This window comes from Streptomyces sp. M41(2017) (genome assembly GCF_002078175.1).
Lineage (GTDB): Bacteria > Actinomycetota > Actinomycetes > Streptomycetales > Streptomycetaceae > Streptomyces.
Genome location: NZ_MWFK01000001.1, coordinates 653,133 through 670,594, shown reverse-complemented (window position 1 = coordinate 670,594; position 17,462 = coordinate 653,133). Strand labels below are relative to the sequence as shown.

At 71.0% G+C, this 17,462-nt stretch carries 18 protein-coding genes; 9 read left to right on the top strand and 9 right to left on the bottom strand.

The window, feature by feature from the left end; genetic code table 11:
• Positions 1–65 precede the first annotated feature (65 nt).
• On the top strand, positions 66–806 hold the full coding sequence (locus B0675_RS03085; RefSeq protein ID WP_179165374.1) for a FadR/GntR family transcriptional regulator: 741 nt from the start codon (positions 66–68) through the stop codon (positions 804–806).
• A gap of 198 nt (positions 807–1,004) precedes the next feature.
• Complete coding sequence (locus B0675_RS03080; RefSeq protein WP_081217184.1) at positions 1,005–1,508, top strand: protein phosphatase; 504 nt, start codon at positions 1,005–1,007, stop codon at positions 1,506–1,508.
• Between the two features lie 82 nt (positions 1,509–1,590).
• Here the strand turns inward: B0675_RS03080 and B0675_RS03075 are convergent, their stop codons facing one another.
• Entirely contained in the window at positions 1,591–2,370 is a 780-nt protein-coding gene (locus tag B0675_RS03075; protein WP_081221558.1) for a PIG-L deacetylase family protein, read from the bottom strand.
• A gap of 578 nt (positions 2,371–2,948) precedes the next feature.
• Between B0675_RS03075 and B0675_RS03070 the strand changes: the two genes are divergently transcribed.
• From B0675_RS03070 to B0675_RS03060, 3 genes are all read left to right on the top strand, one after another.
• Positions 2,949–3,179, top strand: a complete 231-nt coding sequence (locus B0675_RS03070) for a hypothetical protein (protein WP_081217183.1) — start codon at positions 2,949–2,951, stop codon at positions 3,177–3,179.
• A 103-nt stretch (positions 3,180–3,282) separates the two neighbouring features.
• The gene (gene recO, locus B0675_RS03065) at positions 3,283–4,029 is read left to right on the top strand and encodes a DNA repair protein RecO (protein WP_081217182.1); all 747 of its coding nucleotides are present in this window, start codon (positions 3,283–3,285) and stop codon (positions 4,027–4,029) included.
• A gap of 102 nt (positions 4,030–4,131) precedes the next feature.
• Positions 4,132–4,977: an isoprenyl transferase gene (locus B0675_RS03060; RefSeq protein WP_081217181.1), complete on the top strand. Its 846-nt coding sequence runs from the start codon at positions 4,132–4,134 to the stop codon at positions 4,975–4,977.
• 104 nt (positions 4,978–5,081) lie between these two features.
• On the opposite strand, the gene B0675_RS03055 is transcribed toward B0675_RS03060, so the two are convergent.
• Genes B0675_RS03055 through B0675_RS03040 form a run of 4 tightly spaced genes read right to left on the bottom strand, consistent with a single transcriptional unit; the run spans position 5,082 to position 8,221 of the window.
• The gene (locus tag B0675_RS03055; RefSeq protein WP_081217180.1) at positions 5,082–5,507 is read right to left on the bottom strand and encodes a transcriptional repressor; all 426 of its coding nucleotides are present in this window, start codon (positions 5,505–5,507) and stop codon (positions 5,082–5,084) included.
• Between the two features lie 58 nt (positions 5,508–5,565).
• Entirely contained in the window at positions 5,566–6,468 is a 903-nt protein-coding gene (locus B0675_RS03050) for a metal ABC transporter permease (RefSeq protein ID WP_081217179.1), read from the bottom strand.
• Entirely contained in the window at positions 6,468–7,244 is a 777-nt protein-coding gene (locus B0675_RS03045) for a metal ABC transporter ATP-binding protein (RefSeq protein WP_081221557.1), read from the bottom strand. Before B0675_RS03045 ends, B0675_RS03050 begins: the two co-directional genes overlap by 1 nt.
• Before the next feature lie 14 nt (positions 7,245–7,258).
• Positions 7,259–8,221, bottom strand: coding sequence for a metal ABC transporter substrate-binding protein (locus B0675_RS03040; protein WP_081217178.1), 963 nt, complete (start codon positions 8,219–8,221; stop codon positions 7,259–7,261).
• 284 nt (positions 8,222–8,505) lie between these two features.
• On the opposite strand from B0675_RS03040, the gene B0675_RS03035 reads away from it, so the two are divergent.
• Positions 8,506–9,888, top strand: a complete 1,383-nt coding sequence (locus B0675_RS03035) for a glycine--tRNA ligase (RefSeq protein ID WP_081217177.1) — start codon at positions 8,506–8,508, stop codon at positions 9,886–9,888.
• A gap of 114 nt (positions 9,889–10,002) precedes the next feature.
• On the opposite strand, the gene B0675_RS03030 is transcribed toward B0675_RS03035, so the two are convergent.
• A complete protein-coding gene (locus tag B0675_RS03030; RefSeq protein WP_081217176.1) occupies positions 10,003–11,055 on the bottom strand; it encodes a chitinase in 1,053 nt (350 codons plus the stop codon).
• Between the two features lie 222 nt (positions 11,056–11,277).
• On the opposite strand from B0675_RS03030, the gene B0675_RS03025 reads away from it, so the two are divergent.
• Complete coding sequence (locus B0675_RS03025) at positions 11,278–12,282, top strand: aldo/keto reductase (RefSeq protein WP_081217175.1); 1,005 nt, start codon at positions 11,278–11,280, stop codon at positions 12,280–12,282.
• Positions 12,283–12,308: 26 nt separating this feature from the next.
• A complete protein-coding gene (locus B0675_RS03020) occupies positions 12,309–12,914 on the top strand; it encodes a TetR family transcriptional regulator (protein ID WP_081217174.1) in 606 nt (201 codons plus the stop codon).
• Positions 12,915–12,980: 66 nt separating this feature from the next.
• On the opposite strand, the gene B0675_RS03015 is transcribed toward B0675_RS03020, so the two are convergent.
• The 3 genes from B0675_RS03015 to B0675_RS03005 all read right to left on the bottom strand — a co-directional run bounded on the left by B0675_RS03015 (position 12,981) and on the right by B0675_RS03005 (position 16,293).
• Complete coding sequence (locus tag B0675_RS03015; protein WP_081217173.1) at positions 12,981–13,187, bottom strand: hypothetical protein; 207 nt, start codon at positions 13,185–13,187, stop codon at positions 12,981–12,983.
• Between the two features lie 101 nt (positions 13,188–13,288).
• A complete protein-coding gene (locus B0675_RS03010) occupies positions 13,289–14,563 on the bottom strand; it encodes a M14 family zinc carboxypeptidase (protein WP_081217172.1) in 1,275 nt (424 codons plus the stop codon).
• Positions 14,564–14,862: 299 nt separating this feature from the next.
• On the bottom strand, positions 14,863–16,293 hold the full coding sequence (locus B0675_RS03005; RefSeq protein WP_081217171.1) for an MFS transporter: 1,431 nt from the start codon (positions 16,291–16,293) through the stop codon (positions 14,863–14,865).
• 110 nt (positions 16,294–16,403) lie between these two features.
• Here B0675_RS03005 and B0675_RS03000 point away from each other — a divergent pair, with 110 nt between their 5' ends.
• Positions 16,404–17,426: a helix-turn-helix transcriptional regulator gene (locus B0675_RS03000; RefSeq protein ID WP_107482745.1), complete on the top strand. Its 1,023-nt coding sequence runs from the start codon at positions 16,404–16,406 to the stop codon at positions 17,424–17,426.
• The last annotated feature ends 36 nt before the right edge of the window (positions 17,427–17,462 follow it).

The window sequence follows — 17,462 nt, the reverse complement described above, 5'->3', positions numbered from 1 at the left end:
CAGTTGGCCGAACCAGGATTTTGATCAGCCCGGAGGTGGGACGTCCGATGTCCAGCGAGCGTACGATGCGGCGCATGCCTGAGGAGACCGGGAACCGGGGCCGGGCCGAGCGCCGGGTGACCAGCCAGATCCAGCGCGAGGTCATGCAGCTGATCCTCGACCGGGGGCTCCCCGCCGGCTCCCCGCTGCCCACCGAGACCGAGCTGATGAACGACCTCGGGGTGAGCCGCAACTCCGTCCGCGAGGCCCTCAAGGCCCTCCAGGCGCTCGACATAGTGGAGATCCGGCATGGCTACGGCACCTATGTCGGCGAAGCGTCCATGACCCCCCTCGTCGACGGCCTCACCTTCCGCACCCTCGCCCGCCCTGACGACCCCACCGGGGCCCTCGCCGAGATCCTCCAGGTCCGCGAGGTGCTGGAGGAGGGACTCATGAGCCGGGTCGCCGACGTCCTCACCGAGGACGAACTCGACCGGCTCGAAACCGTCGTCACCCGGATGGAGACCGCCGCCCGCGACGGACGCTCCTTCCCCGAACTCGACAGCGAGTTCCACGAACTCCTCTACGCCTCCCTCGGCAACCCTCTCGTCCCCCAGCTCCTCAACGCCTTCTGGACCGTCTTCCGCCGCGTCGCCGCCGTCCGCGGCTGGACCGACGACATCACCCCAGAGGTCACCGCCCGCCGCCACCGCGACATCCTCACCGCCCTCCGCGCCCGCGACGTGGAGGGCGCCCGCCACGCGATGTCCGACCACTTCCGCGGCATCGAGGCACGAGCGGCCCAGGGCGCCCGCGGCGTGAGCTGACCCCCACCGGCCGGGTCCGCCGGGTCGCCGGGCGGCGGTACGGCCCGCCCGTACGGCCGCTCACGGCGCCGCGCAGGGGCGGCGGGCGCCGAGGCAGCGCGGCGCCGAGACTTCGGGGTCCCGGCGTCCGACAGGCCTGGCCGGCAACCCCGTCGACGGGCGGACCCCCTCGCTCCCGCCCGCCCCTACCCTGACCCCATGGCCGAAACCGGATCCGAACCCCCACCCGGCACCCCGCCCGACTACGGCCCCGCGAACGACACGTGGGAGCCGGGTGGCGCGGGTGTCCTGTGGCTGCCCTCCGGACGCCTGGTCCGCGGGCGGGCACTGCGGCGCCCCCTCCCGGACGACGGCACCCCGCCGCCCACGTACGCCGTGCACCTCCTCGGCAAGGAGCCGCCCCCGGTGCCCTGGGAGGCCCGCTGGCTGCGGTGGCCCGACTTCCGGCTCCCCGCCGACCGCGCCGAGGCCCGCGCCGTCCTGACCGACGCCTGGCGGCGGACGGCCGGCGAACGCGTCGAGATCGCCTGCCGAGGCGGCCGCGGCCGCACCGGCACCGCCCTGGCCTGCCTCGCCGTCCTCGACGGCGTCCCGCCCGCCGACGCGGTCGCCCACGTCCGCCGCCACTACGACCGCCACGCCGTGGAGACCCCCTGGCAACGCGCCTACGTACGCCACTTCGCCCCGCAGGACCAGGGCTGACCCGAACGACAGGAGCCGGGCGGGCGGACGCCCGGCCCCCGCCCACCGGCCGCCTGACGCGCGCCCCCGGACACCCGACGGCTCAGACCGTCAACCCCGTCAACACCCGCCGCGCCGTCCGCGGCGGGTACGCGGCAGCACTCTCGTGGCGGACGAACCACTCCGTGGCCATCAGCCTCCGCCGCTCCTCCGGGGACAGTCCGGCGAGCCGGCCCGGCAGCGCGCCGCGCTCCACCTCGGAACGGTGGGCGAACACCGCCTCGATCTTCCGGTCCAGCCAGGGACCGGCCTCGACCACCGCGGTCACCCACGCGTCCGGGACACTGAACATCGGCCTGCCCTCCCGGACCAGCAGCGGGCCCAGCTCCCGGGCAGCGGAGTCGGGATGCGTGGCCAGATAGACGGCGCCCACCCGCCACGCCGGCCCCGCCTCCGGACAGAGCTGGTCCAGCCCGGCGGCCTGCACCGCGAGCACCGTCACCCGGTGGGTGTGCACATGGTCCGGATGGCCCGTCAGCCCGCCGTACGCGTCGTGCGTCACCACGATCTCCGGCCGGACCTCCCGGACATGCGCCACCAGCCGCCGTACCGCCTCGTCCAGCGGCGCGTCGCAGAACCGGACCGCCCCCGGCGCCGACCCCGGGAAACGCGCGTCCGCATAGCCGAGCAGGCGGGGCGCGCCCGCGCCGAGGACACTCAGCGCGTCGGCGAGCTCCGCCGCCCGCCGGGTGTCCTCCGCCCAGGTCGCCGTCACGACCGCCGTACGCGCCCCCGACGCCGCATGCCGGGCCAGCACACCACCCGCCGACAAGGGCTCGTCGTCCGGGTGCGCGAACACCCCCAGAAGGCTCGGAAGAGTCATCGCCGGGTCGTCCTCCCCCACGGAGCGGTCGGTCACAGGGCAGTGCAGGCTACCCTTCCCCGCCCTCCGCCCGGGCCGCGTCACCCGTCCGCCGGTACCCCCCTGCACCCGGCGGATCCACCGCACCCGCCCGCGGCCACCGCCAACCCCCGCAACCCGCAGGGCACTTGCCGCCGGCCGATCCCGCCGAGTGTAGATGCGGAGCGTCACCACCAGGATGCGAAGGGTGAAACCGGGCGGCACGGGGGAGCAGGGTGAAGGAAGAACAACCCGCGGCCACCCGCACCGGACCACCCCCGGACCCGGGCACCCGCACCCGCACCGCGGACACCCCGAGGCACCAGGTACGAGAACACGCACCACTCGGGGGAACGACACTCGGCGCACCGCGCCCAAGAGGCGGAGGAAACCGTGAAGCAATCGCCCACGGCGCTCGCCCACGCCGACACCACGCCGCCGGTCCCGCGGACCGCCCCGCCGGCCGCGGCACCCCCGGCACCCCCGGCACCCCGCCCCGCGGTCGTCCGCGGCGGCCGCTCCACCAGAGCCGCCCGCCGCCGGCGACCGGCGGCCCCGCGATGACCCCCTCCACGCCGACGCCACCGATCGGCTCGTACGCCGTCGACACGCACACCGGGAAGGTGGGCATGGTCACAGGACACGAAGGACCCCGCGTCCGGCTGAGGCCGCTCGGCGGCGGCAGGGAATGGGAGTGCCCGCCCGACGCCGTCCGGCGCGCCACCGCCGCGGAGCGGATCAGCGCCGCCACCGCCTACGCCAACGCCCGCAGCCGCGGCGAGGTCCCCTGAACCCCGCCCGACCGAACCTCGCCGCCCCCCCCGAACCGGCCCTCCCCACGCAATCGAGCCCATCCGGGCCAGGACACCGGTGCCGTAGGCGAGAATGGGCCCCATGAGTCTGTTCCGCGACGACGGCATCGTGCTGCGCACCCAGAAGCTGGGCGAGGCGGACCGGATCATCACCCTGCTCACCCGCGGTCACGGCCGCGTACGCGCGGTGGCACGCGGCGTCCGCCGCACCAAGTCCAAGTTCGGCGCCCGCCTCGAACCCTTCTCCCACGTCGACGTCCAGTTCTTCTCCCGCGGCAGCGAACTCGTCGGACGCGGCCTCCCGCTGTGCACCCAGAGCGAGACCATCGCCCCCTACGGCGGCGGCATCGTCACCGACTACGCCCGCTACACCGCCGGCACCGCCATGCTGGAGACCGCCGAACGCTTCACCGACCACGAGGGAGAACCCGCCGTCCAGCAGTACCTTCTGCTCGTCGGCGGACTGCGCACCCTCGCCCGCGCCGAACACGAGTCACACCTCGTTCTCGACGCCTTCCTGCTGCGTTCCCTCGCCGTCAACGGCTACGCCCCCAGCTTCGGCAACTGTGCCAAATGCGGCATGCCCGGACCGAACCGGTTCTTCTCGGTCGCCGCGGGAGGTTCCGTCTGCGCCGACTGCCGCGTCCCCGGCAGCGTCGTACCCTCGCCCCAGGCCCTCGAACTCCTCGGCGCCCTCCTCACGGGAGACTGGGAGACCGCGGACGCGGCCGAGCCACGCCACGTCCGGGAGGGCAGCGGACTCGTGTCGGCCTACCTCCACTGGCATCTGGAACGCGGACTGCGTTCCCTGCGTTACGTGGAGAAGTAACCGGCCACCGCACCGGCACGGACCACGCCGGGCACCGGCACCGTCGCACCGGACACCGGCACCACCGCACGAGAGCAACAGCAAGAGGGAGACGAGAAGCACATGGTCGTACGCGGGATCCTGGGACGCCAGCGCCGCGAGTACAAGACGCCGGAACCGCACCCCTCCGGTGCCCGCGCGCCCAAACTCCCCGGCGAACTCGTCCCCGGCCACGTCGCCGTCGTCATGGACGGCAACGGCCGCTGGGCCAAGGAACGCGGACTGCCCCGCACCGAGGGCCACCGCGTCGGCGAGGGCGTCGTCATGGACGTCCTCAAGGGCTGCATCGACCTGGGCGTGAAGAACCTCTCCCTCTACGCCTTCTCCACCGAGAACTGGAAGCGCTCCCCCGACGAGGTCCGCTTCCTCATGAACTTCAACCGCGACGTCATCCGCCGCCGCCGCGACGAGATGGACGAACTCGGCATCCGGATCCGCTGGGTCGGCCGCATGCCCAAACTGTGGAAGTCCGTCGTCCAGGAACTCCAGATCGCCCAGGAGCAGACCAAGGACAACGACGCCATGACCCTGTACTTCTGCGTCAACTACGGAGGCCGCGCCGAACTCGCCGACGCCGCCAAGGCGATGGCCGCAGACGTCGCCGCCGGCCGCCTCGACCCCGACAAGGTCTCCGAGAAGACCATCCAGAAGTACCTGTACTACCCGGACATGCCGGACGTCGACCTGTTCCTGCGCCCCAGCGGCGAGCAGCGCACCTCCAACTACCTCATCTGGCAGTCCAGTTACGCCGAAATGGTGTTCCAGGACGTGCTGTGGCCCGACTTCGACCGCCGCGACCTGTGGCGCGCCTGCGTCGAATACGCCCAGCGCGACCGCCGCTTCGGCGGCGCCGTCCCCAACGAGGACCTCCTCGCCATGGAACAGGGCATGAGGGGCGACGGCTCCTGACACCCGCCGCCCGGACGCCCCCGCCCGCAGACCCGACCCGACCCGCACACCACGACAACGGTCCCTCACCCCGGACGGGGAGGGGCCGTGACCGACGATGAACCTCAGCCCTTCGCCGCCGCACACTCCGCGCACTCCGCACACGTACCGAAGATCTCCACCGTGTGCGCCACGTTCACATACCCGTGCTCCGCGGCGATGGCCTCCGCCCACTTCTCCACGGCCGGACCCTCCACCTCCACCGCCTTGCCGCACACCCGGCACACCAGATGGTGATGGTGCTCCCCGGAGGAACAGCGCCGGTACACCGACTCACCCTCCGACGTCCGCAGCACATCCACCTCACCGGCGTCCGCCAGCGACTGCAACGTGCGGTAGACCGTGGTGAGCCCCACCGAGTCACCCTTGTGCTTGAGCATGTCGTGAAGGTCCTGCGCGCTGCGGAACTCGTCGACCTCGTCCAGCGCGGCCGCCACGGCGGCACGCTGCCGGGTGGAACGGCCCCGAACGGGCGATCCAGCGGTTGTCACCGTTGCCTCCTCACGTCTGCCCCTGCCCGGCCATTGTGCCAGCCCGCACTCCGCCCGGTCAGACGCCGACCGTGCTCTCCGGACCCCGCGACGCCGGAATCGCGCACTCCACCGGATCCCCGGCCTCCCCGACAGCCGCCGCCGCCCGGGCCCGCCGCCGCGCCACCGGAGCCGCCAAAGCCGTCAGCACCACGAACGCCCCGATCGTCAGCAGCACGATCGTCGCCCCCGGCGGAACATCCTGGTAGTACGACGTCACCGTCCCCCCGATCGTCACACTCACCCCGATCGCCACCGCGATCGCGAACGTCGCCGCGAAACTCCGGCTCAGCTGCTGCGCCGCCGCCACCGGCACCACCATCAGGGCGCTCACCAGCAGCAGCCCCACCACGCGCATCGCGACCGTCACCGTCACCGCCGCCGTGACCGCCGTCAGCAGATTCAGCGCCCGCACCGGCAGACCCGTCACCCGCGCGAACTCCTCGTCCTGGCTCACCGCGAACAACTGCCGCCGCAGCCCCACCGTCACCAGCACCACGAACGCCGCCAGCACACAGATCGCCGTCACATCCGACCGGCTCACCGTCGACAGCGAACCGAACAGATACGACGTCAGGTTCGCGTTCGAACCACCCGGCGCGAGATTGATGAACATGACGCCACCCGCCATACCCCCGTAGAACAGCATCGCCAGCGCGATGTCACCCCGCGTCCTGCCGTACCAGCGGATCAGCTCCATCAGCACCGCACCCAGCACCGACACCGCCGTCGCCATCCACACCGGCGACCACGACAGCAGAAAACCCAGCCCCACACCCGTCATCGCCACATGACCGATGCCGTCACCCATCAACGCCTGACGCCGCTGCACCAGATAGATGCCCACAGCCGGCGCCGTGATCCCCACCAGCACCGCCGCGAGCAGCGCCCGCTGCATGAACGCGTAATCAAGGATCTCCATCAGCTCAACAGCCCCGTCCGGATCGGCCCGGCGTCGTGCGCCGCGTGCGGATGTACATGGTCATGACCGGGCAACGCGTGCTGACCCACCGCCCGCGGCGGCGGACCGTCGTGCAGCACACACCCGTCCCGCAACACCACCGCACGGTCGATCAACGGCTCCAGCGGTCCCAGCTCGTGCAGCACCAGCAGCACCGACGCGCCCTGTGCCACCTGGTCGCGCAGTGTCGCCGCCAAGACCTCCTGGCTCGCAAGGTCCACTCCCGCCATCGGCTCGTCCATGATCAGCAACTCCGGCTCGGACGCCAGCGCCCGCGCGATCAGCACCCGCTGATGCTGACCCCCCGACAACGCGTTCACCGAGTCCCTCGCCCGGTCCGCCATCCCCACCAGCTCCAGAGCCCGCCGGACCGCCGCGTGATCGGCCCTGCGCAGCACACCGAAACGCGCCCGCGACAACCGCCCCGACGCCACGATCTCCGTCACCGTCGCCGGCACACCACCCGCCGCCGTCGTCCGCTGCGGCACGTACCCCACCCGCCACCAGTCACGGAAACGACGCCGCGGCACCCCGAAGACCTCGATCTCGCCGGCACTCACCGGAACCTGCCCGATGACACTGCGCACCGCCGTCGACTTCCCCGAACCGTTCGCCCCCAGCAGCGCCACCACCTCACCGCGGCGCACCGTCAGATCCACACCCCGCAGCACCGGACGCGAACCCAAATCGGCCCGCACCCCGCGCAACGACACCACCGCCTCACCCGCGGCCGTCATGTCCTCCACCACCGTCACCTCGCCCCCAGAGCCGTCTGCAGCGCCTTCAGGTTCGACCGCATGACCTCCATGTAGTCGTCACCCTTCGACTTGCCGGTGATCCCCTCGATCGGATCGAGGACATCCGCCCGCAACCCCGCGTCCCGCGCGATCGTCCGGGCCGTCCTGTCACTCACGAGCGTCTCGTAGAACACCGTCGTCACCCCGTCGGCCTTCGCCAGCGTCTCCAGCCCCCGCACCCGCTTCGCGCTCGGCTCCGACTCCGGATCCAGACCGTTGATGGCCTCCTCCGTCAGCCCGTACCGCTCCGCGAGATAACCGAACGCCGCATGCGTGGTGATGAACGTCTTCGTGTCCGTGTGCGCCAGCCCGTCACGGAAGTCCTTGTCCAGCGCGTCGAACTTCTTCCGCAGCGCCGCCATGTTCCTCGCGTAGTCCCCGGCATGCTGCGGATCGGCCTTCTCCAGCCCCTTCGCGACGCCCTCCGCCACCTCACCGAACCGCACCGGGTCCAGCCAGACGTGCGGATCGGCGCCCCCCGCCTCCTCACCCGCACTGTGATCGTGCTCGGCCGCGTGCCCGCCGACCTCGTTCCCGTGCTTCTCCAGCGTCGTCAGCGACGCCGCGTCGATCTTCGTGCCGACCTCGGACTGGGCCACCGCGTCGTCGACGGCCGGCTGCAGGTTCTTCAGATAGAGGACGGCGTCCGCCTCCTGCAACTGCGCGGTCTGCCGCGCGCTGATCTCCAGGTCGTGCGGCTCCTGACCGGGCTGCGTCAGATTCGTCACGCTCACGTGCGACCCGCCGATCTCCTCGGCCAGGTACTGGAGCGGGTAGAACGACGCCACCACGTCGAGCCTCCCCCCGCCCTTCCCGTCGGCCGAAGCCGAACCCGAGCAGGCCGAGAGGACCCCGAGGCCGAGGGCGGTGGCCACCAGCGCGGCGGACCCGGATATGAGGCGTCGTCGTACGTTCATGACAGTCATTTTCAACAAAGGTGGAAACGATTGTCAATACGCCCACCGCACGGGCCGGCCACACGCGAGCGACAGGCCGGCAGCAGACGAACGAAACGCGAAGCAGAACACCCACCACCCGCTCACACCGCCCCCACCCCCACCAGCACCCCCCTCGAAAACACCCACCAACCGGATGTAACCCCCAGCGAGCCGCCCACCCAGCGAACCGATTTGATACAGAGGTGGCCCACGCCGGTAACCTGAAGCATTCGCTGCCGTCCGTCCGTAATGAAGAGAGCACCGTGGCCGCCGACAAGATCGACACCATCGTCAGCCTGAGCAAGCGCCGTGGCTTCGTTTTCCCCAGTAGTGAGATCTACGGCGGACAGCGTGCCGCCTGGGACTACGGCCCGCTCGGCGTCGAACTCAAGGAGAACATCAAGCGCCAGTGGTGGCGCTACATGGTCACCTCGCGTGAGGACGTCGTCGGTATCGACTCATCGGTGATCCTGGCCACCGAGACCTGGGTCGCCTCCGGACACGTCGCCACCTTCTCGGACCCCCTCACCGAGTGCACCTCCTGTCACAAGCGCTACCGCGCCGACCACCTCGAAGAGGGCTACGAGGCCAAGCACGGCCGCCTCCCCGAGAACGGCCTCGCCGACATCAACTGCCCCAACTGCGGCAACAAGGGCATGTTCACCGAGCCCAAGCAGTTCTCCGGCCTCCTGAGCACCCACCTCGGCCCCACCCAGGACAGCGGCTCCATCGCCTACCTGCGCCCCGAGACCGCCCAGGGCATCTTCACCAACTTCGCCCAGGTACAGACCACCTCGCGCCGCAAGCCCCCCTTCGGCATCGCGCAGATGGGCAAGTCCTTCCGCAACGAGATCACCCCCGGCAACTTCATCTTCCGCACCCGCGAGTTCGAACAGATGGAGATGGAATTCTTCGTCAAGCCGGGCGAGGACGAGAAGTGGCAGGAGTACTGGATGCAGGAACGCTGGAACTGGTACACCGGCCTCGGCCTCCGCGAAGAGAACATGCGCTGGTACGAGCACGCCCAGGAGAAGCTCTCCCACTACTCCAAGCGCACCGCCGACATCGAGTACCGCTTCCAGTTCGGCGGCAACGAATGGGGCGAACTCGAAGGCGTCGCCAACCGCACCGACTACGACCTCGGCGCCCACTCCAAGGCCTCCGGCCAGGACCTCTCCTACTTCGACCAGGAAGCCGGAGAGCGCTGGACCCCCTACGTCATCGAACCCGCCGCCGGCGTCGGCCGCGCCATGCTCGCCTTCCTCCTCGACGCCTACATCGAAGACGAAGCCCCCAACGCCAAGGGCAAGATGGAGAAGCGCACCGTCCTGCGCCTCGACCCCCGCCTCTCGCCCGTCAAGGTCGCCGTGCTGCCCCTGTCGCGCAACCCGGAGCTCTCGCCCAAGGCGAAGGGCCTCGCCACCGCGCTGCGCCAGCACTGGAACATCGAGTTCGACGACGCCGGCGCCATCGGCCGCCGCTACCGCCGCCAGGACGAGATCGGCACCCCCTTCTGCGTCACCGTCGACTTCGACACCCTCGACGACAACGCCGTCACCGTGCGCGAGCGCGACTCCATGAAGCAGGAGCGCGTCTCCCTCGACCAGATCGAGGGCTACCTCGCCAGCCGCCTCGTCGGCTGCTGACCCACGCACCACGCACCACGAAGCCCCCGGCTCCCACCAGGGAACCGGGGGCTTCGCACCGCCCGGACACGGACCGCCGTCCTCAACGGCCCCGCAGACGAGCCGCCGGCCGCCTCAACGGCCCTGCAACGCCTTCACGTTGTCGCCGAACGTCCAGTTCTTCGAACCGTCCCAGTTCACCGACCAGGTCATCAGACCCTTCAGACCGGTCCCGTAGTGCCTCCACGCCTGCGACACCAGACTCGGCGCCATGTAACCGCCCCCCGCACCCGACTGCGCGGGCAACCCCGGCACCTGCTTGTCGTACGGCACCTTGATCGTCGTCCCCTGCACCACGAGACCCTTGTTCAGACAGTCCGTCTGCGCCGTGAACCCCTGCACCGTGCCCGCCGAATACGAGTCACCGGCACACCCGTACATGCTCCCGTTGTAGTACTGCATGTTCAGCCACCACAGCCGGCCGTTGTCCGCGTACTTCTTCACGATCGGCAGATACGCGCCCCAGATCGACCCGTACGTGATGCTGCCACCCGTCACATACGCCGTCTCCGGCGCCATCGTCAGCCCGAAGTTCGACGGCATCTTCGCCAGCACCCCGTCGATGATCCGGATCAGGTTCGCCTGCGACGCCGACAACTGACCGATGTTCCCGCTGCCCGTCAGACCCGTCTCGATGTCGATGTCGATCCCGTCGAAGTTGTACTTCTTCAGAATCGGCACGATCGTCGCCACGAAACGGTCCGCGACCGTCGACGAACTCAGATCGATCCCCGCGGCCGCGCCACCGATCGACATCAGGATCGTCTGCCCCGACGCCTTGGCCGCGCACATCTCGGCGGGCGTCGCGACCTTCACCCCCGCGTCCATCCCGTCCTCCCACAACGCCGTCCCGTCCGAACGGATCACGGGAAACGCCGCGTTGAGCACGTTGTAGCCGTGCTGCGCGATCCGCGCATCGGTGATCGGCGTCCAACCGAACGGCGGGTGCACCCCGTTGGACGAGCCGTCCCAGTTCTCCCAGTAGCCCTGGAGAACCTTGCCGGCCGGACGCGACTTCACGGCACAGGTGTCGGCCGCGGCGGCACCGGGCGCACCGGCCACCGACAAGGGGGTCAGGACCGCCGCTGTCAGAGCGACGGCGAGCAGGCGGAGCTTGCGACGAATCATGCGAGGCCTCCCGGTGGGGGGTGCGGTGAGGTGTCGAGCTGTCGTAGGCATGACATTCGCGCGGTCCAGACCATTCGTCAATAGGTCTGGACCAGGGTTTCGGGTGCGCGAGGGGGTGTGGACTGACAGCTGACGGATGACAGCTGACAGATATTGAAATCTGTCAGCCGTCATGCCAAAGTGAAGGAGTACCGCCCCTCCAAGGACCACCAAGGAGTTCTCATGCAAACCCGCCCCCTAGGAACCACCGGCCCCCAGGTCTCCGCCCTCGGCCTCGGCTGCATGGGCATGTCCGCGCTCTACGGGGACGCGGACCGGGCCGAGTCCGTCGCGACGATCCATGCCGCGCTCGAAGCGGGTGTGACCCTGCTCGACACGGGTGATTTCTACGCGATGGGTCACAACGAGATGCTGATCGGGGAGGCGCTGCGTTCGGCGTCGGCGGCGTCGCGTGAGCGGGCGTTGACGAGTGTGAAGTTCGGGGCGTTGCGGGATCCGGACGGGGGCTGGTCGGGGTATGACGGGCGTCCTGCGGCGGTGAAGAATTTCGCCGCCTATTCCTTGCAGCGCCTCGGTGTCGATCATATCGATGTGTACCGGATCGCCCGGGTCGATCCCGGAATTCCCATCGAGGAGACCGTGGGTGCGATCGCGGAGCTGGTGGAGGCCGGGCATGTGCGGCACATCGGGCTGAGCGAGGCCGGCGCGGACTCGATCCGGCGTGCTGCGGCGACGGCGCCCATCTCGGATCTGCAGATCGAGTATTCGCTGATCTCGCGGGGTGTCGAGGGGGAGATCCTGGCGGCGACCCGTGAGCTGGGGATCGGGATCACGGCGTACGGGGTGTTGTCGCGCGGGCTGATCTCGGGGCATTTCACGGCGGACCGGCAGTTGGGGGCGAACGACTTCCGGGCGATGAGTCCCCGTTTCCAGGGCGACAATCTGCGGCACAACCTCTCGCTGGTGGACGCGTTGCGGAAGATCGCCGAGCAGAAGGGTGTCAGCGTCGCGCAGATCGCGATCGCGTGGGTGCTGTCGCGGGGCGAGGACATCGTGCCGTTGGTGGGCGCGCGGACCCGGGAGCGGCTCGCGGAGGCGCTGGGTGCTCTGGACGTGACGCTGGACGAGGCGGACCTGGCGGCGATCGAGCGGGCGGTGCCGGTGGGCGCGGCGGCCGGTGACCGTTACCCGGCGGCGCAGATGGCACATCTCGACAGCGAGCGCTGACAGTACCGGCAGGTACGGTCTTCGTCATGGCACAGACCGGTGAAGCACTGACGGCGGAGCGCATCCTCGTGGCGACGGAGGAGGTGCTGCGCCGCCATGGCCCGGCCAAGGCGACCGTGGTGGACGTGGCGCGTGCGCTGGGTGTCAGTCACGGCAGTGTCTACCGGCATTTCCGTACGAAGGCGGCGCTGCGGGAGGCGGTCACGAAGCGGTGGCTGGACCGGACGTCGGCGACGCTGGGGGAGATCGCGGGGTCGGCCGCGCACCCGGCTCCGGTGGCTCTGGAGCACTGGCTGGGTGCGCTGTTCACGGCGAAGCGGCACAAGGCGGGGGACGATCCGGAGCTGTTCGCGACGTACACGGTGCTGCTCGGTGAGGCGAGTGCGGTGGTGGAGGAGCACATCGCGGAGCTGGTGGAGCAGGTGACGCAGATCGTGTTCCGGGGTGTTCAGGAGGGCGATTTCTCGTCGGTGGACGGTGATTCGGCGGCGACGGCGCGTGCGGTGTTCGACGCGACGGGCCGTTTTCATGATCCGGCGTATGCGGGGGAGTGGGAGCAGCCGGGGATCGAGGCGGAGTTCGTTGCGGTGGTCCGTCTGCTGTTGCGTGGTCTGCGTCGTCGTATCGACTGAGGTGGCTCGCCCGGGGTGTTCGGGGCGGTGGTGGTGGACCCCGGCGGGGTGGACTCGCCGGGGTTTTCAGTTTTCCTTGGGGTCGACGGTCGCCTGGTGGGCTTCGGCGAGGTGTTCCTCGGCTTTGAGCCAGGGGAGGAACTGGGCGTTCTTGCGCCAGCCGCAGGTGTCGCATCGGATGGTGCGTTGGACGCCGGTGCGTTGGACGCGGACGGTGTGTTCGCGGCCGTGCTGGTCCCAGCGGCTCACTTTGCTCTGGTTGATCTGCAGCATGACACCTCCTGGTGGACCGTTTCGTCTGCGGTAGGAGTGTGCAGCATCGGGAAGATCAACGGGGGCTGTCGGGCGGTGAGTTCGGTGGTGGGCGTGGTCGGTCAGGAGGGTGCGAGGTGTCCTTCGGCGGCTTCGACGGCGGCGGTGGTGACGTTGACCTGGTGTTCTATCTGGCGGTCGACGGGGACCCAGGTGGCGGTGAAACTCGCGGAGTAGGCGGCGCACCAGCGTGTGATGAGGGCTTCCAGTTCGGTGCGTTGGGGTGCGGTGGCGGGGGTGGGGGCGTGTTCGTCGAGGAGGCGCAGGAGCATGGCGGCGGCGCGGAGCGGGGTGCGGCGGGCGAAGCCTTCGATGCTGGCGGTGCGGGCGCGGGTGAGGTCGGGCAGTGGGGTGTAGGTGGGGTGGGCGGGGTCCCAGCTGTCGGCGAGGGCGCCGCAGACGCGGAGGGTTTCGGTGATGGCGCGGCGGATGCTGTAGGCGGGGTCCGGGCCGGGTGGGGGGAGGTGGGGGCGGGCGCGTTCGTAGTGGGTGCGGGTGGTGTGGGTGTGGGCGCGCAGGCGTTCGGCCCAGTGGCGCAGGCGTTGTTCGGGGGCGGGGTCGGGGGTGAGGTCGGCGAAGCGGGGGGCGGCCCAGACGGGGACTTCGATGACGGCGGTGACGCCTCCGTAGGCGTGGGGGGCGAGCCAGGTGGAGTGGTGGGCGTTCTCGGGGAAGGCGGTGGGGCGTTCGGGGGCTCCGGGGGGTGGGAGGACGAAGACGCCGGGGGCGGTGGCGGGCCAGTGGAGGGCGTCCAGGGGGGCGTTCTCGACGGGGATGCCGAGGCGTTCGGCGGAGGTGGTGAGGGTGCGGTCGAGGCCGGGGACGTCGCGGGTGAGTTGGGCGAAGGTGCCGCCGATGTCGGTGCTGTGGAGGGTGATCTGGACGTAGGGGCGGATGCGGCGGATGACGTCGAGGAGGGCGCGGCTCTCGGGGAGGTAGCGGGGGCGGGGGAGTGCGGGTGCCCATTCGGGTTGTTCGTCGGGGGCGGGGCGGAAGAAGTGGCGGTACTGGTCGAGGAGGGTGGCGGCGTGGTGGCCGCCTTCGTTGAGGCGGGCTCCGTCGGGGTCGAGGCACAGCACGAGGTGCCATACGGTTCCGGGGTGTTCGCCGGCCAGTGCCCGGTGGGCCAGCGCGAGGAGGGTGCCGCCGCCGACGTATTCGTTGGGGTGGGCGCCCGCGACCACGAGGGCGTGCCGTGGGCCTCTTCCGACGCTGAGCATCCGTAGGGGGGTGCCGCGGCGGGAGTGGCCGATCGTGGTGAGCCGGCACTTGTCGGGGTGCCGGGTTGCGAGGGCCTTGGCGGTGCGGGTGACGTCGGCGGGTGTGGGGTAGTTCAGTGTCCGGTTCCGCCGGTGCCCGTGGTGGGCCTCTGGTCCGGTGTGCGGATCTTGGTGTGGGCCACGGGGCCTCCTCGGATCGCGGAGCGGTCGACGGGGGCGTGCGGCTGGGCGGTCGCCGGGCGCGGGTCCGTTCGACTTCAGTGCGACTCAGTACGACATGGTGGGCGGGGAGTGTCAACAGCCCCTGGGAAATGGGTAGTTGACGGCATGACGGGTGCATGTGCCGGTGGCCGCGCGGGCGGTGGGCGAGGGGCGTGCGGGGGTGTTGCCCGGGGTGGCCGGGCGGGGGTGCGGGGTCAGGCGATGGTGCGGGGGAGGCGCAGGCTGAGCGCGGTGGTGAGGGCGATGCCGGCGAGTTGGACGAGGAGGGTGGTGACGAGGGCGTCCCGGGTGCCGTGGGTGGGGGCGAGGGACAGGAAGAGTGTGCCGAGGGTGGCGACGCCGATGGCGAGGGAGGCCTGCTGGGTGGTGGCCATCACGCCGCTGCCGACGCCGGCGCGGGTGGCGGGGATCTCGGAGAGGACGATCCGGATGAGGACGGGCAGTTGGAGTGCCTGTCCGGCTCCGGCGACGGCCGCTCCGGGGAGGAGTTGCCACACGCCGAGGTCGGGCCAGGAGCGTGCGGCGGCGAGGGCGATGAGGGCGATGCCGATGCCTTGGAGGATTCCGCCGGCGGTGACGACGCGGGTGCCGTGGCGGGCGATCAGCCGGGGGCCGCACAGGGAGGTGACGAAGAAGACGACGGCGAGTGGGGCGAGGGCGAGTCCGGCGGCGACGGGGCCGAGGCCTTCGCCCTGTTGGAGGGCGACCGCGATGACGAACATGAAGCCGCTGAAGCCGATGGAGAACGGCACGATCATGATCAGGCCGCGGCGCAGCGAGGTGATCCGGAACAGGCTGGGCGGGACGAGCGGGGTGCGGCCGTTGCGGTCGGCGTGGCGTTCGACGCGGTAGAAGGCGGTGGCGGCGAGGGGGAACAGGGCGAGGGAGAGCCAGGTCCACAGGGGCCAGCCGGCGGCGCGGCCCTCGGTGAGGGGGGCGAGGAGGGCCAGCAGGGCGGCGGCGAGGAGGACGGTGCCGGGGGCGTCGACGGGCTCGGGGCGCCGGGAGCGGGTCTCGGGGACGGCGCGGGCGGCGAGGAACAGGCCGAGGACGACGACGGGCACGTTGACGAGGAAGACGGAGCGCCAGCCGCTGCCGGCGATGTCGGCGGCGACGAGGACGCCGCCGAGGACCTGTCCGGCGACCATCGACAGGCCGGCGGTGGCGCCGTACAGGCCCATGGCCTTGGCGCGGCGGGGTCCGGCGGTGGCGGCCTGGATGGTGGCGAGGACCTGGGGCAGCATCGCGGCGGCCGCGGCGCCCTGGGCGACGCGGGCGGCGACGAGGGTCCAGGCGGTGGGGGCGAGCCCGCAGGCGAGGGAGGTGAGGCCGAAGGCGGCCATGCCGCCGAGGAAGAACCGGCGGCGGCCGAAGAGGTCGCCGAGGCGTCCGCCGAGGACGAGGAGGACGGCGTAGGCGACTCCGTAGCCGGCGACGACGAGTTCGAGGACGGACTCGCTCGCGTGCAGGTCGTGTCCGATGGTCGGGAGGGCCACGTTGACGATGAAGAAGTCGATCAGGGGCAGGGCCGCGCCGAGCAGCACGGTGAAGAGTCCGAGGCCGCCGAGGGCGGGTGGGGCGGCGGGGGCGCGGGCGGTGGTCGTGAGGGTTCCGGTTTCGGTCACGTCCTCCAGGGTTCTCCCGGTCTCAGGCTGGTACCAGAGTCTTCTTATCCTGGTAGAAGGAGTACCTGGCAACAGGCTGCGGTGAGCGGCAGGCTGGAGGCATGACGACGATGGCACGGGACGCGACCACGGGTTCGGCGGGGGCACGGTCCACCGGGGTGGCCCGGGTGCCGGGCGGAGTCGCTCCTGTTCCGGCGGGTCCGGCGGGTCCCGCGGGGACCGGCGAGGGCGTTCCCGGGCAGGCGGTGTCGGCGGGTGCCGCGGCGGGGCGGGGCAGCGAGATCCGGCGGCACGAGCTGGCGACGTTCCTGCGCAGCCGCCGTGAGCGCATCACGCCCGAGCAGGTGGGACTGCCCCGGGGGCGCCGGCGGCGTACTCCCGGGCTGCGCCGCGAGGAGGTCGCGCAGCTCTCGGCGGTGGGGGTCACCTGGTACACGTGGCTGGAGCAGGCGCGGGACATCCAGGTGTCCGAGCAGGTTCTCGACGCGCTGGCGCGGACGCTGCTGCTGGACGCCGGTGAGCGCGCGCATCTCTTCCAGCTGGCCGGTGCCGTGGATCCGTCGCCGGCCGCGCAGTGCTCGGGGATCACGCCGGCGCTGCGTCTGATGCTGCGGCAGCTGGAGCCCGTACCGGCGTGCATCCAGAACAGCCGCTACGACATCCTGGCGTACAACCGCACGTACGCCCGGCTGATGATGCGGGACCTCGACACGGTGCCGCCCGCGGACCGCAACTGTCTGGTGCTCGCGTACACGAACGCGGAGTGGCGGGAGTCGATCGTCTTCCTGGACGAGGCGATGCGGTTGATGGCGGCGCGGCTGCGGGTGTCGATGGCCGGGCATCTGGGGGAGCCGGCGTGGAAGATGCTGGTGAAGCGGCTGCGGACGGAGTCGGCGGAGTTCCGTGAGATCTGGGAGCGGTACGAGGTGGTGAGCGCGCGCGGCAAGACGAAGCAGTTCGTCAGCCCGTACGTCGGTCTCGTCACGGTCGATCACACCGACCTGTGGCTGGCGCCCGCGCAGGGCGCGCGCATGGTGACGTATCCGCCGGCCGACGAGCAGAGCCGTCGGCGGCTGGAGCGGCTTCACGAGATCGCCCTGGAGGCCGAGGCCGGGGAGTCCGGGGCCGCGTGACGGCGAGGCGCGGCCCGACCACGGCCGACCTGCGCC

Coding starts and splice junctions, on each gene's coding strand:
- recO (WP_081217182.1), top strand. CDS start 3,283: ATGAGTCTGTTCCGCGACGACGGCATCGTGCTGCGCACCCAGAAGCTG.
- B0675_RS03045 (WP_081221557.1), bottom strand. CDS start 7,244: ATGACGGCCGCGGGTGAGGCGGTGGTGTCGTTGCGCGGGGTGCGGGCC.
- B0675_RS03025 (WP_081217175.1), top strand. CDS start 11,278: ATGCAAACCCGCCCCCTAGGAACCACCGGCCCCCAGGTCTCCGCCCTC.
- B0675_RS03070 (WP_081217183.1), top strand. CDS start 2,949: ATGACCCCCTCCACGCCGACGCCACCGATCGGCTCGTACGCCGTCGAC.
- B0675_RS03080 (WP_081217184.1), top strand. CDS start 1,005: ATGGCCGAAACCGGATCCGAACCCCCACCCGGCACCCCGCCCGACTAC.
- B0675_RS03050 (WP_081217179.1), bottom strand. CDS start 6,468: ATGGAGATCCTTGATTACGCGTTCATGCAGCGGGCGCTGCTCGCGGCG.
- B0675_RS03060 (WP_081217181.1), top strand. CDS start 4,132: ATGGTCGTACGCGGGATCCTGGGACGCCAGCGCCGCGAGTACAAGACG.
- B0675_RS03040 (WP_081217178.1), bottom strand. CDS start 8,221: ATGAACGTACGACGACGCCTCATATCCGGGTCCGCCGCGCTGGTGGCC.
- B0675_RS03020 (WP_081217174.1), top strand. CDS start 12,309: ATGGCACAGACCGGTGAAGCACTGACGGCGGAGCGCATCCTCGTGGCG.
- B0675_RS03030 (WP_081217176.1), bottom strand. CDS start 11,055: ATGATTCGTCGCAAGCTCCGCCTGCTCGCCGTCGCTCTGACAGCGGCG.
- B0675_RS03000 (WP_107482745.1), top strand. CDS start 16,404: ATGGCACGGGACGCGACCACGGGTTCGGCGGGGGCACGGTCCACCGGG.
- B0675_RS03085 (WP_179165374.1), top strand. CDS start 66: ATGCGGCGCATGCCTGAGGAGACCGGGAACCGGGGCCGGGCCGAGCGC.
- B0675_RS03015 (WP_081217173.1), bottom strand. CDS start 13,187: ATGCTGCAGATCAACCAGAGCAAAGTGAGCCGCTGGGACCAGCACGGC.
- B0675_RS03075 (WP_081221558.1), bottom strand. CDS start 2,370: ATGACTCTTCCGAGCCTTCTGGGGGTGTTCGCGCACCCGGACGACGAG.